The organism is Streptomyces sp. DT190 (assembly GCF_049846985.1).
In the GTDB taxonomy this organism is placed as follows: Bacteria; Actinomycetota; Actinomycetes; order Streptomycetales; family Streptomycetaceae; genus Streptomyces.
The window spans coordinates 213,171-230,402 of record NZ_JBNCNM010000002.1 but is presented as its reverse complement, the minus strand read 5'-3'; the positions used below and the strand labels follow the sequence as shown (position 1 = coordinate 230,402).

The window sequence follows — 17,232 nt, the reverse complement described above, 5'->3', positions numbered from 1 at the left end:
TAGATTCCTCGTCTCTGGACTGCGTCGTTCGACCGGGGCGAGCTTCTTTCGGAGCTCTCACCCCACCCAACGGATCCTAAGGGGCGTGCATTCCCGCTGTGTCCGGGCACACGGAGATGCGCCCCCTACCGGATGGCGCGTGGGGCGACGAGGAGGTGCCGGCTCAGGGAGACGGGTAGCTGCGTTCCAACAGGACCTTGCCCTGGGCGGCGGTGTCCTTCTGATCCACGCAGGTCGCGTCGACGATGTAGGCGGTGACGCGGGTCGGGTCGGCAGCATCGGGAAGCAGCACGAGCATGGCCCTCTTCCCCTCATACCTGCCGTTCTCGACGGCGAGGGCGTTGTCCTCTCGCCCGATGCCGTCACGCACGCAGGCGGGTACCACGACCGCCTTGAAGACCCGGTGGTCGTCGGAGCCCGGGGCGGTCGCCGCGCCGAAGGGACTGTTCGTGCCGCCGCCTTCCTTCGTCTCGCTCTTGTTCCCGGCGAGAAGGTCGGAGACCCGGCTCTGCAGCTTCCCTTCGGAGAAGGTGTCCGCGGAGTCGGTCTGCCGGCCCTCTGCCGTGTCGCGTGCGGGCTGGCCGTCACCGAGAGACGACAGCAGGACGGATCCCAGGCCGAGGGCGGCGACGGTGAAGACGGTGCCCAGGACGGCGATCCTGCGGCGTCCGTTCCGCGTGCGTCCCTTGCGTCCCGGGCCGGTGGTGGAGGAGCGAGGACGTCCGGAGGGCCGGTCGGCGGGTGTCGATGTTTCACGTGAAACATGCGTACGGCTGTCGTCCTCGGAGTCGGCGCCGGAACCGGCGTCGGAGCCGGCTTCAACCTCGGAGCCGGATTCACGCTCGGGGCCGGATTCACCCTCGGGGCCGGACTCGACATCGGGGCCGGAGCCGGGTGCCGAGCCGCTCTGCGAGCCGGGAGCACTCGCGGGCGCGACCGGGTTCTCCGAGATCTCCTCGGGGCGGGTGGCCGTCAGCAGCGCCTCGGCGGCGAGAGCGGCATCGATGCGGCCTGCGACCTCGGCGGGCATGCGCGGCGGCCCGGGCAGGGTGCCGAGCAGCCCGCGGATCTCTTCCAGGGAGGTGTACACGTCCGAGCAGAGCTCGCACGAGTCGAGGTGCCGCCGCAGGTCGCTGCTCCGGGCCGGTGGGAGGAGGCCCTCGGCGAGGTCGGAGATCTCCGCGACGTCCGGGTGCCCGGCCATGTCGGTCGTCGACGTCACGCTCGTCCACCTCCGCCCTTCACTACGGCTGGGTCGCTCGGTCCTGTGTCCGGCGGTTCCGCTGGACACGGTCCCGCTGCGGGTGGGACGGACGAATCCGGCGTCCGGTTCCGTTCCGCGCCCGTCTTCTTGCCGCTGCCGTCCGGCCGGAGGTGGGTGAGCAGCGGCAGGAGTCTGGCTCTGCCGCGTGCGCACCGGCTTTTGACCGTGCCGGTCGGCACATCGAGGATCCGGGCCGCCTCCGCGACGGGGTAGCCCTGCATGTCCACCAGGACGAGCGCGGCGCGCTGGTCGGCCGGCAGTGTGCCCAGCGCCTCGACGAGCTGCCGGTGGAGGTCGTTGCGCTCGGCGGGGGCCGAGGCCGACTCGTGCGGTTCCAGCAGCTGCTCGAGCCGCTCGGTGTCGTCGACGGGGGAGGTCTTGCGCGAGGCCACCTTCCGTGCCCGGTCCAGGCAGGCGTTCACCGTGATCCTGTGCAGCCAGGTCGTGACGGCCGACTGGCCCCGGAAGGTGTGGGCGGCCCGGTAGGCGGAGACGAGGGCGTCCTGGACCGCGTCAGCGGCCTCCTCGCGGTCCCCCAGCGTGCGCAGGGCGACGGCCCAGAGCCGGTCGCGGTGCCGCCGGACGATCTCGGCGAAGGCGTCGGGGTCGCCCTCGACATGCCGGGCGAGGAGATCCTGATCCGTTGCACCGCTGTGCTCGGCGCTGTCCCCCATCGGACCCCCTCCCCTCGGTCGGCTCTCAGCCCGTGAACTTCACTTCGGTGATGGCCTGCTTGTATCCCGGGTCGCTGAAGTTGGACGGGTCGGCGCCCGAGTACGGCAGTGCCGTCAGCCAGACCAGCACGTACCGGCTCTTGACGGGCTTGTCGACGGTGACCTTCGCGGAGGTGCTGCTCGACGTCGCCTCGCCGAGCTTCTTCATGGCGCTCAGCGGAGTGGAGGAACCGGGGGAGCCGGTCGCGTACAGCTCGACCGTGGTGTGGTCACCGCCGTACCGCAGGGACAGGGTCGCCGCCGAGACCTGCTGCTCGGACCCGAGGTCGTAGACGATGCCGACACCCGGCTTTATCACCATCTGCGGACCGTCGAGGTAGCTGTTGGTCCGCCAGCCGGTGGAGGTGTCGCCGTCGTAGGTCTTGCCGACGTCGGCGGCGTGCTGCGCCTCGCCCTTGGCCACGTACTCCTGGGAACCCTTGATCGCGATCGGCTTCGGGGCCGGACGGTTCTTGTTCTTGTCGCCGCCCTCGTTGGTCTGCGTCTTGGTCGGGTCGTCCGCCTTGCCGCCCTGGTCCATGAGGGCGTCGGCAAGCTGCCAGCTGCCGAGGCCCAGCGCGGCGATCAGGAGGGCGGACACGGCCCACTTCAGGGCCTTGCCGGTGCGGCTCTGCAGCGGGGGCGGCGGGGCCGCGATCGGCTGGGGGGCACCGGGGCGGGCCGTCTGACGGCCGTACGTGCCCTGCTGGTACGTCGTGCGCTGGTACTCGGGCGGGGCGGTGAACGCCGGCTCCGGCGGGCGGATGCGGGGCATCTCGCCGATCGCCTTCACGAGCTCCTCCGGCGTGGTGCACGGCGACTCGTGCCGGGAGGCGGTGGCACCGTCGTTGGCGAGGGCACGCATGGAGAGCTCGGACAGGCCGCGGTGCACTCCGGCCCGCACCTGGTCCGGGGCGATGAGGCCGATGTCCTTCGGAAGCCCCGACAGCCCGTAGGCGTCGCTCTCGTACGGCCAGCGCTGGGTCAGCGCCGCGTACAGCAGGGCCCCGATGGCCTCGGTGTCGGTGCGCTGCGGGGTGTCGGACGAGACACCGCGCAGCGCGGCGTTCACGGCGAGGCCGCGGATGCGCCACTGGCCCGTGGAGGCGCGCAGGACGGCGTTGGGGTTCAGTCGCAGATGGGCCAGGCCCTCACGGTGGGCGGCGGCCATGGCGGCGGAGACCTGGCTGACCATCTGATAGGCGTCGTACGGCTCCAGCGGCCCGGAGGCGAGGAGCGTGGTCAGTTCCGTCGCGTCCGGGAGCCACTCGTGGACCACGTAGACGAGGTCGTTCTCCTCCACGGCGTCCAGCACCTGGACGAAGCGGGGGTCACCGAGCAGCGCGGAGGAACGGGCGGCGGCCAGGACGGACCGGGCCCGCGCGTGGTCGGCGGGCAGGATGTGCACGCCGACGGCGCGGCGGAGCTTCTCGTCCACGGCACGCCAACTGCTGAAACCGTCCAGACGGGTGACGCACTCCTCGAGACGGTAGCGTCTGGCGAGCTTGTGGCCACTGTGCAGTTCAGGCGTCGAGGTCCTGCCGGAACCATCGGTCCCGGTGCTCTCCTGTACCTCGTCGCTGTCCGTGTCCCGCTCCCGGTTCTTGGCCACCCCGTCGGCCGTGGACTGGTCCGCCTGTGCGGTCAGCGACGCCTCGCCGCTGTTGTCTGCCACGTCGACGGCAGCCGTACTCCGTTCCGCCACCGTCGTCCCTGCCTCCCCATCCATTGCGCGCCGGCCGGCATCCGTTGCGCGCCGTCCGAAGCCGAAACCAATTGTGCCCACAGTCCGCCGCTATGCACGACACGCGGTGGCTGACGATGGTTGTGCGCCTACCCCCCGACTCAGCGCCCCAGGCGTCCGCGGACCATGCCGACCAGCGAGTTGAGTTCCTCGATGCGCATGCGGCGGGCCGCGACGAAGAAGACTCCGAGCAGCACGGCACCGCCGGCGAACACCGCGAGGAGCGAGCCCGCGACACCCTGGCCGAGCGTGTGGCCGATGCCGTAGACGGCCGCGCCGCTGAGCAGGGCGGCCGGGACCGACGCGATGCACAGCCGTGCGTAGGTCCGCAGGACACGGGCGCCGTCGAGGTCACCGCCCAGCCGCTTGCGCAGCCGGCGCCAGGCGACACCGACGCCGATCGCGTAGGCCAGTCCGTAGGAGGCGGCCATGCCGACCACGGCCCAGCGGGACGGGATGACGAAGTAGCAGACCGCCGAGGCGCCGGCGTTGACCGCGGCCACGATGACCGTGTTGTAGAAGGGAGTTCGGGTGTCCTCGTAGGCGTAGAAGGCGCGCAGGACCACGTACTGCACGGAGTACGGGATCAGGCCGAGGCCGAACGCCATCAGCATGTAGCCCATGTTGGTCGCCTCGCTGGTGCCCGAGGAGCCGAACATCAGGGTGCACATCGGGATGCCGAGCGAGAGGAAACCGAAGGCGATCGGCACGATTGCGACGGCCGTGTTGCGCAGGCCCTGCGAGATGTCGTCGCGGACCGCGCCGCCGTCGCCCTCGGCCGCCGAGCGCGACAGGCGCGGCAGCAGGGCGGCCATGAGGGAGACCGTGATGATGGCCTGGGGAAGGCCCCAGATCAGCTGTGCGTTGGCGTAGGCGGCGAAGCCGGTGCCGTCGACGGGCGAGGACTTGCCCGCCGCGGTGGACAGCTGGATGACGATCATCGCGCCCGCCTGGTTGGCGAGGACGAACAGTACGGTCCACTTGGCGAGCGTGACGGCCTTGCCGAGGCCCTGGCCCTTCCAGTCGAAGCGCAGCCGCAGCCGGAAGCCGGTCTCCCGCAGGTAGGGGATCATCGCCAGCGCCTGGACGACGAGGCCGAGCAGGACACCGACGCCGAGCAGACGCTGGCCCTCCGGCGGGATGGTGGTGACCTTCATCCCCGAGTCGGCCGCGGTGCCGTAGACGTAGATGAACATGCCCAGCGTCACGATGATGACGATGTTGTTCAGGACCGGGGTCCACATCATCGCGCCGAACTTGCCGCGCGCGTTGAGGATCTGGCCCATCACCACGTGAATGCCCATGAAGAAGATCGTGGGCAGGAAGAACTGGGCGAAGGTGATGGCGACCTGGTTCGCTGCCGGATCGCTGGCGACCCCGTTGGACAGCACGCGGATCAGCAGCGGCGCGCCGAGCACCGAGAGCGCGGTGAGCCCGCCGAGCGTGACGATGACCAGGGTCAGCAGACGGTTGGCGTAGGCCTCGCCGCCGTCCTCGTCGTTCTTCATGGCGCGCACCAGCTGCGGTACGAACACGGAGTTGAGACCGCCGCCGACGGTGAGGATGTAGATCATGGTCGGCAGCTGGTAGGCGACCTGGAAGGTGTCACCGAGAAGGCCGACGCCCAGGGCCGAGACGATCAGCGCGGAGCGGACGAAGCCGGTGAGGCGGGAGACCATCGTGCCCGCCGCCATCACGGCGCTGGACTTCATCAGCCCCGCTGCGCGGCCGGTCTTCTTCGGAGCGGGTGCGGGGGCGGGCTCCCGGGCCGGGGGCTCGTCCGTCACGGGCGCCATCGCGGCGGTCTGCTCGGGTGCCGGGTACGGGTACTGCCCCTGCGCCGCGGGCGCCGGGAACTGACCGGGCACCGAGGCCGACTCGTACGACGGGTGACCGCTGCTCTGCTGCTGGTCCCGGAAGAGGTGCGCGAACGCGTCCGGCTCCTGGCGCGGCTCACCCGCCTGGGAGACGAGGTCGTCCACGCCGACGAACTGGGTGGTGCGGGGGTCGTCGCCGTACGGAAGGTGCCGCGTGGGGCCCTCCGGCTCGGGGGCGGGCGTCTGGGCCCACACCCGCGGGTCGGGCGCGTACGGCGACTGCGGCGGCTGGGCGTACAGCTGCTGCTGGGGCTGGTAGGTGCCCGGGGCGGGCGGCGGGTGGGCGGCGCGGTCGTAGAGCGCCTCGGCCACCGGGTCCTGGGCGGAGAGGTCGTGTGCCTGGTAGGGGTCCGGGGCGTAGGCGTCCTGGAGGTACATGTCCGCGGGCGGCTGCGGCGGTACCTGGCCGTGCTCGGCCGGCGAGCCCTCGGGCCCGCCCGACTCGGGGTGGCCCGGGCTCCCCGCGGCACGGCCGCGGTCACCGTCGTACGGCGCGTTCATGGTTACCCCACCTCATCGTCCCCGGCCCACCGGCCACGACATCTCAACGGTCCACTCTCTCACCCGTGCCGGACGGGTCGGCGCTTTCGGCTGCGGTGTCCGGGGCCGGGTCACTCGGCTGCTCCGGGGTGTCTGCCCGGGAGCCGGCAGCGGACTCCTCCGTGAGACGGTCGCCGGCGGTGTGCGGGTTCTGCGGAGCGCCGGCCGGTTCCCGCGGGTCGCCGGCGCCCTCCTCGGACTCGACGGCCTCGTCCGGCTCGGCGGCTTCGCGGGCGGCGGCGCGCTTGCGCTGGGTGTACATGCGGAAGCCGGCCAGGACCAGCAGCAGGAAGCCGCCGCCGATGACCAGCATCACGGTGGGCGTGACCTCGGTGACCCGCACGTCGAAGGTGACGGGGTCGCCGTAGGGCCGGCCGTCCTCCGTGTAGAGCTGGGCGACCACCTCGGCCCGTCCGTTGGCGTTGGCGGACGTGGTGAACTTCACCGACTGGCTGTGGCCGCCGTTGACCGCGACGGGCTGCTCCTCGTAGGCGGCGCCGTCGATCTTGAGTCGGGTCGGGTTCGTGGACGTGAGCCGCAGTTTCAGGTGCTCCACGCCCTGCACCAGGTTGTTCTGGACGGTCACGGGGATCGTGGCGCTGCGGCCGGAGAGCTTGGTCTCCGTCTTCTGGATCAGCTTGACCCCGTCGATGAGCCCGTCGAGGTAGGACTCGATGCCGTCGCGGTAGCCCGCCGCCGCGACGCCCCGGCCGCGCCAGGACGTGGACATCTCGCGGTTCATGGCCCGTCCGAACGGGGTCACGACGCGGGACTGGCGGGTGAGGATCACCTTGAACTTGTCGAGCTTGCCCTGGGTGGTGGCGATCTGCTCGAACGCGTCCCGCGGCAGCTCCTGCCCGCGCAGCGCGCGCGGGTAGGTGGCCGCGGACGGCACCCTCGTGTTCGCCGCGGGGTCGGGCTTGGCCTTGGCCGCGTCGGCGAGGTCCTGCGCCTCGGACCAGTTCCCGTCCTGCAGGGCTGCCAGGGCCTCGGACATGGTCCGGGCCTGGCTGACGGAGGGCATCCGCTGCGGGGCCACGACGACGCTGCGCTGCTTGCCGGTCTGCAGGCCCAGCGTGAGGCTCTGGGCGAGGAACCGCTGGACGGCGAGCGTGGCGGTGGAGGCCTTCGCCAGGTCGCCCTGGAAAGGCGTGGACATCCTGGCGTCCGCCACGACCGCCGTGGTGCCGCCCCCGATGGGCCGGGCCGCGGAGGGCGTGTAGGACAGGTTGTCCTGGAGGCTGTCGCCGCGGACGATCACCTTGTCGGCCCCCGCGGACGTGGCGACCTTCACGATCGACGGGTCGACGGCGCCGTCGACGGGCCAGGCGAAGTCCGTGTTCGGCTTCACATGGAGGATCGTCTCCACCGTGTCGTCGACGACGTCGGTGGCTTCCTTGAGGTGGCTCAGCGAGCCGGTGACGTTCGTGCCGTTGTGGGCGAGGGAGGCCAGGTCGGGGTCGCCGAACGGCAGGGCGACGACCTCTTTGCCGGCGACCGCCTGCTGGAGCTCGGTCAGCCACCGCTTCGCGAGGGCCTGGTTCCCGCCCGGGGTGGTGGTGCCGTCCGCCGCGCTGACTTCGTAGCTCCCCGTCATGGCGTCCACGGACGCCAGCAGGTCCGGGTCGACCACCCAGGTGACGTCGAGGCCCTTGCCCAGCGCCACCATCTGGGCGAGGCGGCCGCCCGGGGCGATCTCCTCGGCGAGTTCCTCGTCGCGGAAGACCGGCGTCTGCTGCTCGTTCGAACCCGTCTCGGCCGCCATGTGCGAGCTGGAGACGAGCGGCCACAGGAACGTCGTCTTCGTCTTCGTGCCGGCTTCCTCCGGCTGCCACGGCAGGAACGTGCGCTGGATGCCGAGAACCTGGTCCCAGGGCTGCGCCGCGGTCTCTCCGGAGAGAGCGACGCCCAGCTGGTAGACGCCGTCCCCGCCGAGGTCCAGCTCGTCCACCGGCACGGAGATCGTGAAGGGCTCCGCCACGCCGGGGGTGAGCTTGGGGAACTTCTCGGAGTACTTGCCGCCGACCTCCTCGCCGACGGAACCCTGGAGGGCGTTGCTCTTCTTGGCCAGGGTGTCGATGGACGAGCGGGTCTCGACCTGGGGGCCCACCCGCAGATCGACGTGGGCGTCGGTGACCGTCTGCTTGCCGTTGTTGGTGACCGTGCCCGACACCGTCACCGTGTCCCCGTCGGTGGGGGCGCTGGGGGTGAGCGAGTCGACCGCTACGGAGACCGAGCCCGTGCCGGGGACAGCCTGGGGGGCCTCCTGGCCCGCCGCGTCCGCCGGGGTCGCGCCGGGCAGCTGGAGGAGTCCGGCCAGCAGGGGCGCACCGGCGAGCAGTGCCCCGGTGCGCCGCAGCCACCGGCGGGCAGGTGAGGCACTGGTCCCCTGGAAGTCTGCCGCGTCGGCCACGCGATCGTCCGTCCCTCGTCGTCGTCAGCGGTCGTCGGAATGTGCGTCCACGCATGGTAACGATGTGCGCTGAGGGGAAGTGCCGCGGTCCGTCCCACAAGATCGCGGACTCGGGCTCTGCCGCCCGGTATGGGGACCTATGGAGGGGAGCGGTTCTTTACCGCTCATGAGCGCCCTTGTGCGGGTATGCAGGGACGTGTCCGCACCGTTATACGGGAGGCTGCGGGGCGCCCGGGCCACGTACCCTCTTCTGTTGTGCCGAACGCCAACGAAGAAACGTCCAGTGTCCTGAGCCAGGTGCAGCATCGCGCGGTGAGTGAACTGCTGCGGGTCGCTCCTGTCGCCGACGACCTCGCCCGCCGCTTCCAGGAGGCCGGGTTCTCACTCGCCCTGGTCGGCGGCTCGGTCCGGGACGCGCTGCTGGGCCGGCTCGGCAACGATCTGGACTTCACGACCGATGCCCGCCCCCAGGACGTGCTCAAGATCGTGCGGCCCTGGGCGGACGCCGTCTGGGAGGTCGGGATCGCTTTCGGTACGGTCGGCGCCCACAAGGACGGCTACCAGATCGAGGTGACCACCTACCGGTCGGAGGCCTACGACAGGACCTCGCGCAAGCCCGAGGTGTCGTACGGCGACTCGATCGAGGAGGACCTCGTCCGCCGTGACTTCACCGTCAACGCGATGGCCGTCGCGCTGCCGGAGAAGGAGTTCATCGATCCGCACGGAGGCCTGGAGGATCTCGCGGCGCGTGTCCTGCGCACCCCGGGTACCCCGGAGGAATCGTTCTCGGACGACCCGCTGCGGATGATGCGGGCCGCGCGCTTCGCGGCTCAGCTTGATTTCGAGGTCGCTCCCGAGGTCGTCGCCGCGATGGGCGAGATGGCCGGACGGATCGAGATCGTCTCGGCCGAGCGGGTCCGGGACGAGTTGAACAAGCTGATCCTCTCCCCGCACCCGCGCAAGGGCCTGTCGCTGCTCGTGGACACCGGCCTCGCCGACCGCGTGCTGCCCGAACTGCCGGCCCTGCGTCTGGAGCGTGACGAGCACCACCGCCACAAGGACGTCTACGACCACACGCTGATCGTGCTGGAGCAGGCGATGGCCCTGGAGGAGGGGCCCGACCTGACGTTGCGGCTGGCCGCCCTGCTGCACGACATCGGCAAGCCGCGCACCCGGCGCTTCGAGAAGGACGGCCGGGTCTCCTTCCACCACCACGAGGTGGTCGGGGCGAAGATGACCAAGAAGCGCATGACCGCGCTCAAGTACTCCAACGAGCTGGTGAAGGACGTCTCCCGCCTGGTCGAGCTCCACCTGCGTTTCCACGGCTACGGCACCGGAGAGTGGACGGACTCCGCGGTCCGCCGCTACGTCCGTGACGCCGGCCCGCTCCTCGACCGCCTCCACAAGCTGACCCGCTCGGACTGCACCACCCGCAACAAGCGCAAGGCGGCGGCGCTGTCCCGGGCGTACGACGGGCTGGAGGAGCGCATCGCCCGGCTGCAGGAGCAGGAGGAGCTGGACTCCATCCGTCCCGACCTCGACGGCAACCAGATCATGGAGATCCTGGGCGTCGGCCCCGGCCCGGTCGTCGGCCGCGCCTACCAGCACATGCTGGAGATGCGGCTGGAGAACGGGCCGATGGAGCATGACGCGGCGGTCGCGGTGCTCAAGGAGTGGTGGGCCGAGCAGGAGGGCTGAGTCGGTGGAGCGGGGTCATGTTTCACGTGAAACATGACCCCGCTCCGGACAGACCAAGGGGCGGTGTTTCACGTGAAACACCGCCCCTCTCCGCGTCCGCGTTACTTCTTGTAGTCCTGCAGGCAGAGCAGGAAGTCCTTGCCGTCACCGCTCTCGGTGTACGTGTACTGGAAGTCCTTGGCCTCGGCCTCGCACTTGCTCGACGCCAGGGTCTCCGTCATGTAGGAGCCCTCGATCTTGGCCAGCACCTTGAACTGGGCCTTGGCGTCGCTGCACTCGACGACCTCAAGGTCCGGGTTGTTGTCGTTGGTGCTGCCGCGGTGCATGCAGTCGCCGACAGACGCCGTGTTCGCGTCGTCCCGGCTGGTGATCCAGCCGCCGATGGCGATACCCGCCACCGCGACGACGATCACGATGTTCTTGATGGTCTTGAAGCTGAGCTTGCGGCCGGACGGCTGCGGCGGAACCGGGGCGTAGGGAGCGCCGCCCTGGGCCGGGACACCGGGCTGGCCCGGCTGCTGGGGGTAGCCGTCCTGCGGCGGGTACGGAGCCTGGGGCTGACCCGCGGGCTGGTTCTGCGCGAACGGGTTGCCCTGGGGCGGCGGAGTAGACACTTGGGGGTCCCCCTAAAAACATGGATGAGTGACGCGAACATGTCGCGAGATAAGACCCACGTAAGGTAGCGGTCCCCACTGACAAGGCAGTAGTCAGGAGTGGCTCTGTGTCATTGATGTGACACTGACTCACGGCCAAACCGGGCCATAGCAGCTGCTACTGCCGCGTAGATAACGGCGATCGTGATCACCAGGGGCACGGATCGGCCGTCCGGCGGCAGCATCAGGGCGGCCACGGCGGCCGCACCGACGAAGAAGACGTTGAAAAGGACGTCGTAAACGGAGAAGATCCGGCCACGGAAGCCGTCCTCCACGCAGGACTGGACGACGGTGTCCGTTGCGATCTTCGCGCCCTGGGTGGTCAGACCCAGGACGAACGCCGCGACCAGCAGGGGCACCGTGGCGAACGGCAGCCCGAGAGCGGGCTCCAGCACGGCGGCGGCACCGGCGCACACGACGATCCAGCGGCCCGGTCCGAGCCGCCCCGCCGTCCAGGGCGTCACCACCGCCGCCGCGAAGAATCCGGCACCCGAGACACCCAACGCCAGTCCCAGCAAGGCGAGTCCGTCGTCCGTGGTGGAGGTGAGCGCGTACCGGCAGAGCATCAGCAGCATGACGAGCAGGGCGCCGTAGCAGAACCGCATCAGGGACATCGCAGCGAGCGCCCAGGCGGCTTCCCGGCGTTCCGGCGCCGCCAGGTGCCGTACGCCTGCCGCGAGTTCGCGCACCGTGCTGCTGAGTGCCGTGCCGATCCGCACGTGCGCCGTGCTCCGGTCCGGGCCGAGGAGGTCCCGCGCCATGCTCAGCGTCGCCAGGGCCGCGCACAGGTACAGCCCGGCCGCCACGAGCACCACGGCCGCGTCGGAGTCCGCGACCACCAGGCGGACCACGAAGGCGAGGCCGCCGCCCGCGGTGGCGGCCAGCGTCCCGGCGGTCGGGGACAGGGAGTTGGCGAGGACCAGGCGGTCGGCGTCCACGACGCGCGGCAGGGCGGCGGACAGGCCGGAGAGGACGAAGCGGTTCACGGCGGTGACGCACAGGGCGGAGACGTAGAAGAGCCAGTCCGGTGCCGGACTGAGTATGAGCAGGGCCGTCGCGCAGGCCAGCAGAGCGCGCAGCAGGCTGCCGTGGAGCAGGACTTGGCGGCGTCGCCAGCGGTCGAGCAGGACCCCGGCGAAGGGGCCGACGAGTGAGTACGGGAGCAGCAGGACGGCCATCGCGGAGGCGATCGCGGCCGCTGAGGTCTGCCGTTCCGGTGAGAAGACGACGTAGGCGGCGAGCGCGACCTGGTACACGCCGTCCGCTCCCTGGGAGAGCAGGCGGACGGCGAGCAGGCGCCGGAAGCCCTGGAAGCGCAGGAGTACCCGCAGGTCACGGACGACGGCCATGGGGCCCAGCCTCACATACGGGGAGGGTCCCCGGGCCATACGACCCGGGGACCCTCACAGCCCTGGCAGGAGCGACCGGTGGTGGCGCGTCAGCGCTCGACCTCACCCGCGATGAACTTCTCGACGTTCTCGCGGGCCTCGTCGTCGAAGTACTGCACGGGCGGGGACTTCATGAAGTAGCTCGACGCCGACAGGATCGGGCCGCCGATGCCGCGGTCCTTGGCGATCTTCGCGGCGCGCAGGGCGTCGATGATGACGCCGGCGGAGTTCGGGGAGTCCCAGACCTCGAGCTTGTACTCCAGGTTCAGCGGGACGTCACCGAAGGCGCGGCCCTCCAGGCGGACGTAGGCCCACTTGCGGTCGTCCAGCCAGGCGACGTAGTCGGACGGGCCGATGTGGACGTTGCCCTCGCCCAGGTCGCGGTCGCGGATCTGGGAGGTGACGGCCTGCGTCTTGGAGATCTTCTTCGACTCGAGGCGGTCGCGCTCGAGCATGTTCTTGAAGTCCATGTTGCCGCCGACGTTCAGCTGCATCGTGCGGTCCAGGATGACGCCCCGGTCCTCGAACAGCTTCGCCATCACGCGGTGCGTGATCGTGGCGCCGACCTGCGACTTGATGTCGTCGCCGACGATCGGGACGCCCGCCTCGGTGAACTTGTCCGCCCACTCCTTGGTGCCGGCGATGAAGACCGGGAGGGCGTTGACGAAGGCGACCTTGGCGTCGATGGCGCACTGGGCGTAGAACTTCGCCGCGTCCTCGGAGCCGACGGGCAGGTAGCAGACGAGGACGTCGACCCGCTGGTCCTTGAGGACCTGGACGACGTCGACGGGCTCCTCGGCGGACTCCTCGATGGTCTCGCGGTAGTAGCGGCCGAGGCCGTCGAGGGTGTGGCCGCGCTGGACCGTCACGCCGGTGCGGGGGACGTCGCAGATCTTGATGGTGTTGTTCTCGGAGGCGCCGATGGCGTCCGCCAGGTCGAGACCGACCTTCTTGGCGTCCACGTCGAAGGCGGCGACGAACTCGACGTCACGGACGTGGTAGTCGCCGAACTGGACGTGCATCAGGCCCGGCACCCTGGCCGCCGGGTCGGCGTCCTTGTAGTACTCGACTCCCTGCACCAGCGACGCGGCGCAGTTGCCGACGCCGACGATGGCTACGCGAACCGAACCCATTCCGGTTGCTCCCTGTGTGTACGAGTGAGGCCCGCGACGGGCTCTCACGTGGCGGTGTCGTCGGGCGTATCCGGACGGGGGTCGTCCCCCGGCCGGGGCAGGCCGCCCGACGCTCCAGATGTGGTGTCACGCGAAGCGGGCTCCCCTGAGGCGGGGCCCTTGAGGTCCCGCCCCGCCCGCTCGCTCTCGATGAGCTCGTTCAGCCAGCGCACCTCGCGCTCCACGGACTCCATCCCGTGGCGCTGAAGTTCGAGCGTGTAGTCGTCGAGCCGCTCACGGGTCCGGGCCAGGGAGGCGCGCATCTTCTCCAGGCGCTCCTCCAGCCGGCTGCGGCGGCCCTCCAGTACGCGCATGCGCACATCGCGTGAGGTCTGCCCGAAGAAAGCGAAACGGGCGGCGAAGGTCTCGTCCTCGTACGCGTCGGGCCCCGTCTGCGAGAGCAACTGCTCGAAGTGCTCCTTACCCTCCGCCGTCAACCGGTAGACGATCTTGGCGCGGCGGCCGGTGAGGGGCACGGCCTCGGACTCGTTCCCCGGTTCCTCGATCAACCAGCCGTTGGCGACCAGCGTCTTGAGGCAGGGGTAGAGCGTCCCGTAACTGAACGCACGGAACACGCCCAGCGACGTGTTGAGGCGTTTGCGCAGCTCGTAACCGTGCATCGGGGACTCGCGGAGCAGGCCGAGTACGGCGAACTCGAGGATGCCGGAACGCCGGCTCATCGTCGCCTCCTCTCCGCCCGGTGTGCGGGTCTCCGTCGGTGTATCGCTCCGATGTCTCGGGGCGATGTGTCGAGCTGATGTATCGACTCGATACATCACGACGATAGAACGGCCTTCCGGATGCGACAAGAGGGGGTGTGGTGAACGGGATCACATCACCGATTCATCGGACGCGAGTTGCCTGATTTGAGGTGAACTTCGGGGCTCGGCAGGTTTTGGCGGTGCGTAGTCTGTGCGCCATGCACATCACCGGGAACCAAGTGACCCCCGAGAGCGTCGTGGTCTTCGGTGTAGTACGGGTGCATGCGGGACCGATGAATGCGGAGCCGGCCGCATCCGTACTTCGGGGGGACCGGAAACCAGCCGCCGTTTCCAGGCGCGCACGGGTGCGCCTGCCCGAGGAGTAGTCGTTCGATGAGCGAGCACCGTCGCAAACCGCCGCAGCCGCAGGGAGGCGGACGTGCCGCGGCCCGACGCGGCCAGTCCGGCTCGTCCTCCGGCCGCCGAGCGGCACCGCGAGGCGCCACCGGGTCTCCGTCCGACTCCTATGGGTCGGACTCCTACGGCTCGGGGGGTGAGGAGCGTTCGTACGGCGGCCGTGCCGAGGCCCGGCGTGCGGCGCAGAGGAGTGGGGGCGGCCGCAGGAGAGCGGCCGAACCGCCGCGAGGCGGCCGGCGTGGCGCCGCCATGGGCGCCGCCGGAGCGGCCGCCGCCGGCCGCGGCCGCGCGACCGGCATGTCCGACAAGAAGCGGCTGATCGACTATCCGCGGGCCGGCAAGTACGGCTGGCAGCGCTGGATGCCGTCCTGGAAGCTCGTCTCCGGTCTGTGCATCGGCTTCTTCGGCAGCCTGGTCGCCGTGGCGGGCATCGGATACGCCATGGTGGGTGTCCCCAACGAGGAGAACGCGGCGGCCCTGTCGCAGAACAACGTCTACTACTGGTCCAACGGCCAGCAGATGGTCGCGACGGGCAGTGGCCAGAACCGGCAGAACGTCACGATCGACCGGATCCCCAAGGCCATGCAGCAGGCCGTGATCTCGGCCGAGAACAAGACCTTCTACCAGGACTCGGGCGTCGACCCCATGGGCATCGCGCGAGCCCTGGCGAACATGGCCCGGGGCGGTGACACACAGGGTGGTTCGACGATCACCCAGCAGTTCGTGAAGAACACGTACCTGAGCCAGGAGCAGACGGTCTCCCGTAAGTTCAAGGAGATGTTCATCTCGATCAAGGTGGGCACGAAACTCTCCAAGGACACGATCCTCCAGGGGTACCTGAACACCTCGTACTACGGGCGTGGCGCCTACGGCATCCAGGCAGCGGCCCAGACGTACTACGGCAAGGACGCCTACGAGCTCACCCCGAGCGAGTGCGCGTTCCTCGCCGCCCTGCTCAAGGGGCCGACGTACTACGACCCGGCGGGCAACGAGAGCCTCGACCCGGCGGCGAACGCCAAGGACAACCGCAAGCGCTCGGAGGAGCGCTGGGGCTGGATCCTCGAGCAGATGCACAACGACGACAAGCTCACGGACGCCCAGTACCAGGAAGCGATCAAGGAGTACCCCGAGCCGCAGGGCCGCAAGGCCACGAAGGGCATGAGCGGCCAGATCAGCTACCTGGTGGACACCGCCAAGAAGTACGTGCTGAACCACTCCGACATCACGGAGCAGCAGTTCGACCAGGGCGGTTACCAGATCAAGACGACCTTCGAGAAGAGCAAGGTCGAGGCGCTCGCCAAGGCCGTCAAGAAGGTCGAGAAGGAGAAGCTGGACCCGAAGAACCGTGAGCTGGACAAGCACGTGCAGTTCGGTGCGGCGTCGGTGAAGCCCAAGGACGGTGCGATCGTCGCCCTCTACGGCGGCGCCGGCTACGAGAACGGCCACTTCAACAACAACGCGGACACCTCGGGTGTCCCGGTCGGTTCGACGTGGAAGCCGTTCGTGCTCGCCGCGGCCATGGAGCACGGCACCTACCGCAGCGACGGTCCCCTCTCGCCGCTCAGCAAGTACAACGGCAACGATCACCTCAAGATCAAGAACAATGACGGCTCCTATGTCCTGAAGAAGGACAACACGCCGTTCTTCCAGGAGAACGAGAGCGATCGCCCCTGGGGCTACATCACCTTGCACAAGGCGATGGAGCAGTCCGTCAACACGCCGTTCGTACAGCTCGGCATGGACGTGGGGATGAGGAACGTGCGGGACGTGGCCGAGAAGGCCGGGATCCTGGACGGCAGCTTCGCCACGCTCAACCCGTCGTTCGCGCTCGGTACCTCCACCCCCAGCGCGATCCGTATGGCCGACGCCTACGCGACGTTCGCCGCCGCGGGCAAGCAGGCCGCCCCGTACTCGGTGACCAGCGTCAAGTTCAACGGGCAGGAGGTCGACGGCTTCGAGAAGCCGAGGATCACGCAGGCGATGCCCGAGAACGTGGCGAACAACGTCACGGAGGTCCTGGAGAACGTCATCCAGAACGGTACGGGTAAGAACGCCCTGGCCCTGGGCCGTAAGGCGGCCGGCAAGACCGGTACGACGGACGAGAACAAGTCGGCCTGGTTCGTCGGCTACACCCAGCAGTTGTCGACCTCGGTTGCGATGTTCCGTGAGGACCCCAAGAGCGCCAAGCTGCTCTCCATGAACGGCACGGCGGGTGAGGAGTCCATCCACGGTGGTGACGTCCCGACCCTGGTGTGGACCGAGTACATGAAGGCCGCGCTCAAGGGCAAGCCCGACCTCGGTTTCCCCAAGGCCGAACCGATCGGGGACGTCCAGGACGCGGAGGGCGCTCCGTCGCCGACGCCGACTCCCAGCGCGACACCGAGTGAGACGCCGAGCGAGACGCCCAGCGCCACGCCCAGCGAGACCCCGACCCTTCCGTCGCCCTCGCCGAGCGACACCTGCGGCTTCTTCGGCTGCGAGGAGGACACCGGCGGGCAGAACGGTGGTGCGGACAACGGGGGCACGGACGGAGGAGCGAGTACCGAGCCCTCGCCGACCGGTACGGAACTGGACGGCGGCAGCACCAGAGGAAACGGCAACGGGGGCATCTTCGGAGGCCCCGCCGGATAGCCGGCCGATCGCCCGGCTTGG

11 protein-coding genes are annotated in these 17,232 nt (G+C 69.8%); 2 read left to right on the top strand and 9 right to left on the bottom strand.

Annotated features, from left to right (window positions below; translation table 11 throughout):
* Window positions 1-163: 163 nt before the first annotated feature.
* From ACPXCS_RS04485 to ACPXCS_RS04465, 5 genes are all read right to left on the bottom strand, one after another.
* Window positions 164-1,222: a hypothetical protein gene (locus tag ACPXCS_RS04485; RefSeq protein WP_425944328.1), complete on the bottom strand. Its 1,059-nt coding sequence runs from the start codon at window positions 1,220-1,222 to the stop codon at window positions 164-166.
* Window positions 1,219-1,938: an RNA polymerase sigma factor SigM gene (gene sigM, locus ACPXCS_RS04480; protein WP_425944330.1), complete on the bottom strand. Its 720-nt coding sequence runs from the start codon at window positions 1,936-1,938 to the stop codon at window positions 1,219-1,221. Before sigM ends, ACPXCS_RS04485 begins: the two co-directional genes overlap by 4 nt.
* Before the next feature lie 25 nt (window positions 1,939-1,963).
* A complete protein-coding gene (locus tag ACPXCS_RS04475) occupies window positions 1,964-3,682 on the bottom strand; it encodes a protein kinase family protein (RefSeq protein WP_425944332.1) in 1,719 nt (572 codons plus the stop codon).
* A gap of 140 nt (window positions 3,683-3,822) precedes the next feature.
* Window positions 3,823-6,099 carry a murein biosynthesis integral membrane protein MurJ gene (murJ, locus tag ACPXCS_RS04470; protein ID WP_425944334.1) on the bottom strand — a complete coding sequence of 759 codons (2,277 nt, stop codon included), beginning with the start codon at window positions 6,097-6,099 and terminating at the stop codon, window positions 3,823-3,825.
* A gap of 43 nt (window positions 6,100-6,142) precedes the next feature.
* Entirely contained in the window at window positions 6,143-8,551 is a 2,409-nt protein-coding gene (locus ACPXCS_RS04465; protein WP_425944336.1) for a DUF6049 family protein, read from the bottom strand.
* A gap of 255 nt (window positions 8,552-8,806) precedes the next feature.
* Between ACPXCS_RS04465 and ACPXCS_RS04460 the strand changes: the two genes are divergently transcribed.
* Entirely contained in the window at window positions 8,807-10,249 is a 1,443-nt protein-coding gene (locus ACPXCS_RS04460) for a CCA tRNA nucleotidyltransferase (RefSeq protein WP_425944338.1), read from the top strand.
* Between the two features lie 101 nt (window positions 10,250-10,350).
* Here the strand turns inward: ACPXCS_RS04460 and ACPXCS_RS04455 are convergent, their stop codons facing one another.
* The 4 genes from ACPXCS_RS04455 to ACPXCS_RS04440 form a co-directional block, all read right to left on the bottom strand.
* Window positions 10,351-10,863, bottom strand: coding sequence for an LppU/SCO3897 family protein (locus ACPXCS_RS04455; RefSeq protein ID WP_425944340.1), 513 nt, complete (start codon window positions 10,861-10,863; stop codon window positions 10,351-10,353).
* A gap of 110 nt (window positions 10,864-10,973) precedes the next feature.
* Window positions 10,974-12,251: an MFS transporter gene (locus ACPXCS_RS04450; RefSeq protein ID WP_425944342.1), complete on the bottom strand. Its 1,278-nt coding sequence runs from the start codon at window positions 12,249-12,251 to the stop codon at window positions 10,974-10,976.
* A gap of 89 nt (window positions 12,252-12,340) precedes the next feature.
* Window positions 12,341-13,423, bottom strand: coding sequence for an inositol-3-phosphate synthase (locus ACPXCS_RS04445; protein WP_425944344.1), 1,083 nt, complete (start codon window positions 13,421-13,423; stop codon window positions 12,341-12,343).
* 44 nt (window positions 13,424-13,467) lie between these two features.
* Window positions 13,468-14,142, bottom strand: coding sequence for a helix-turn-helix transcriptional regulator (locus ACPXCS_RS04440; RefSeq protein WP_425944346.1), 675 nt, complete (start codon window positions 14,140-14,142; stop codon window positions 13,468-13,470).
* A 798-nt stretch (window positions 14,143-14,940) separates the two neighbouring features.
* Between ACPXCS_RS04440 and ACPXCS_RS04435 the strand changes: the two genes are divergently transcribed.
* The gene (locus tag ACPXCS_RS04435) at window positions 14,941-17,211 is read left to right on the top strand and encodes a transglycosylase domain-containing protein (RefSeq protein ID WP_425944529.1); all 2,271 of its coding nucleotides are present in this window, start codon (window positions 14,941-14,943) and stop codon (window positions 17,209-17,211) included.
* The last annotated feature ends 21 nt before the right edge of the window (window positions 17,212-17,232 follow it).

What these genes read in the sequence shown, in the direction of transcription:
- sigM (WP_425944330.1), bottom strand. Translation starts at nt 1,938, where the DNA reads ATGGGGGACAGCGCCGAGCACAGCGGTGCAACGGATCAGGATCTCCTC.
- murJ (WP_425944334.1), bottom strand. Translation starts at nt 6,099, where the DNA reads ATGAACGCGCCGTACGACGGTGACCGCGGCCGTGCCGCGGGGAGCCCG.
- ACPXCS_RS04450 (WP_425944342.1), bottom strand. Translation starts at nt 12,251, where the DNA reads ATGGCCGTCGTCCGTGACCTGCGGGTACTCCTGCGCTTCCAGGGCTTC.
- ACPXCS_RS04445 (WP_425944344.1), bottom strand. Translation starts at nt 13,423, where the DNA reads ATGGGTTCGGTTCGCGTAGCCATCGTCGGCGTCGGCAACTGCGCCGCG.
- ACPXCS_RS04440 (WP_425944346.1), bottom strand. Translation starts at nt 14,142, where the DNA reads ATGAGCCGGCGTTCCGGCATCCTCGAGTTCGCCGTACTCGGCCTGCTC.
- ACPXCS_RS04435 (WP_425944529.1), top strand. Translation starts at nt 14,941, where the DNA reads ATGCCGTCCTGGAAGCTCGTCTCCGGTCTGTGCATCGGCTTCTTCGGC.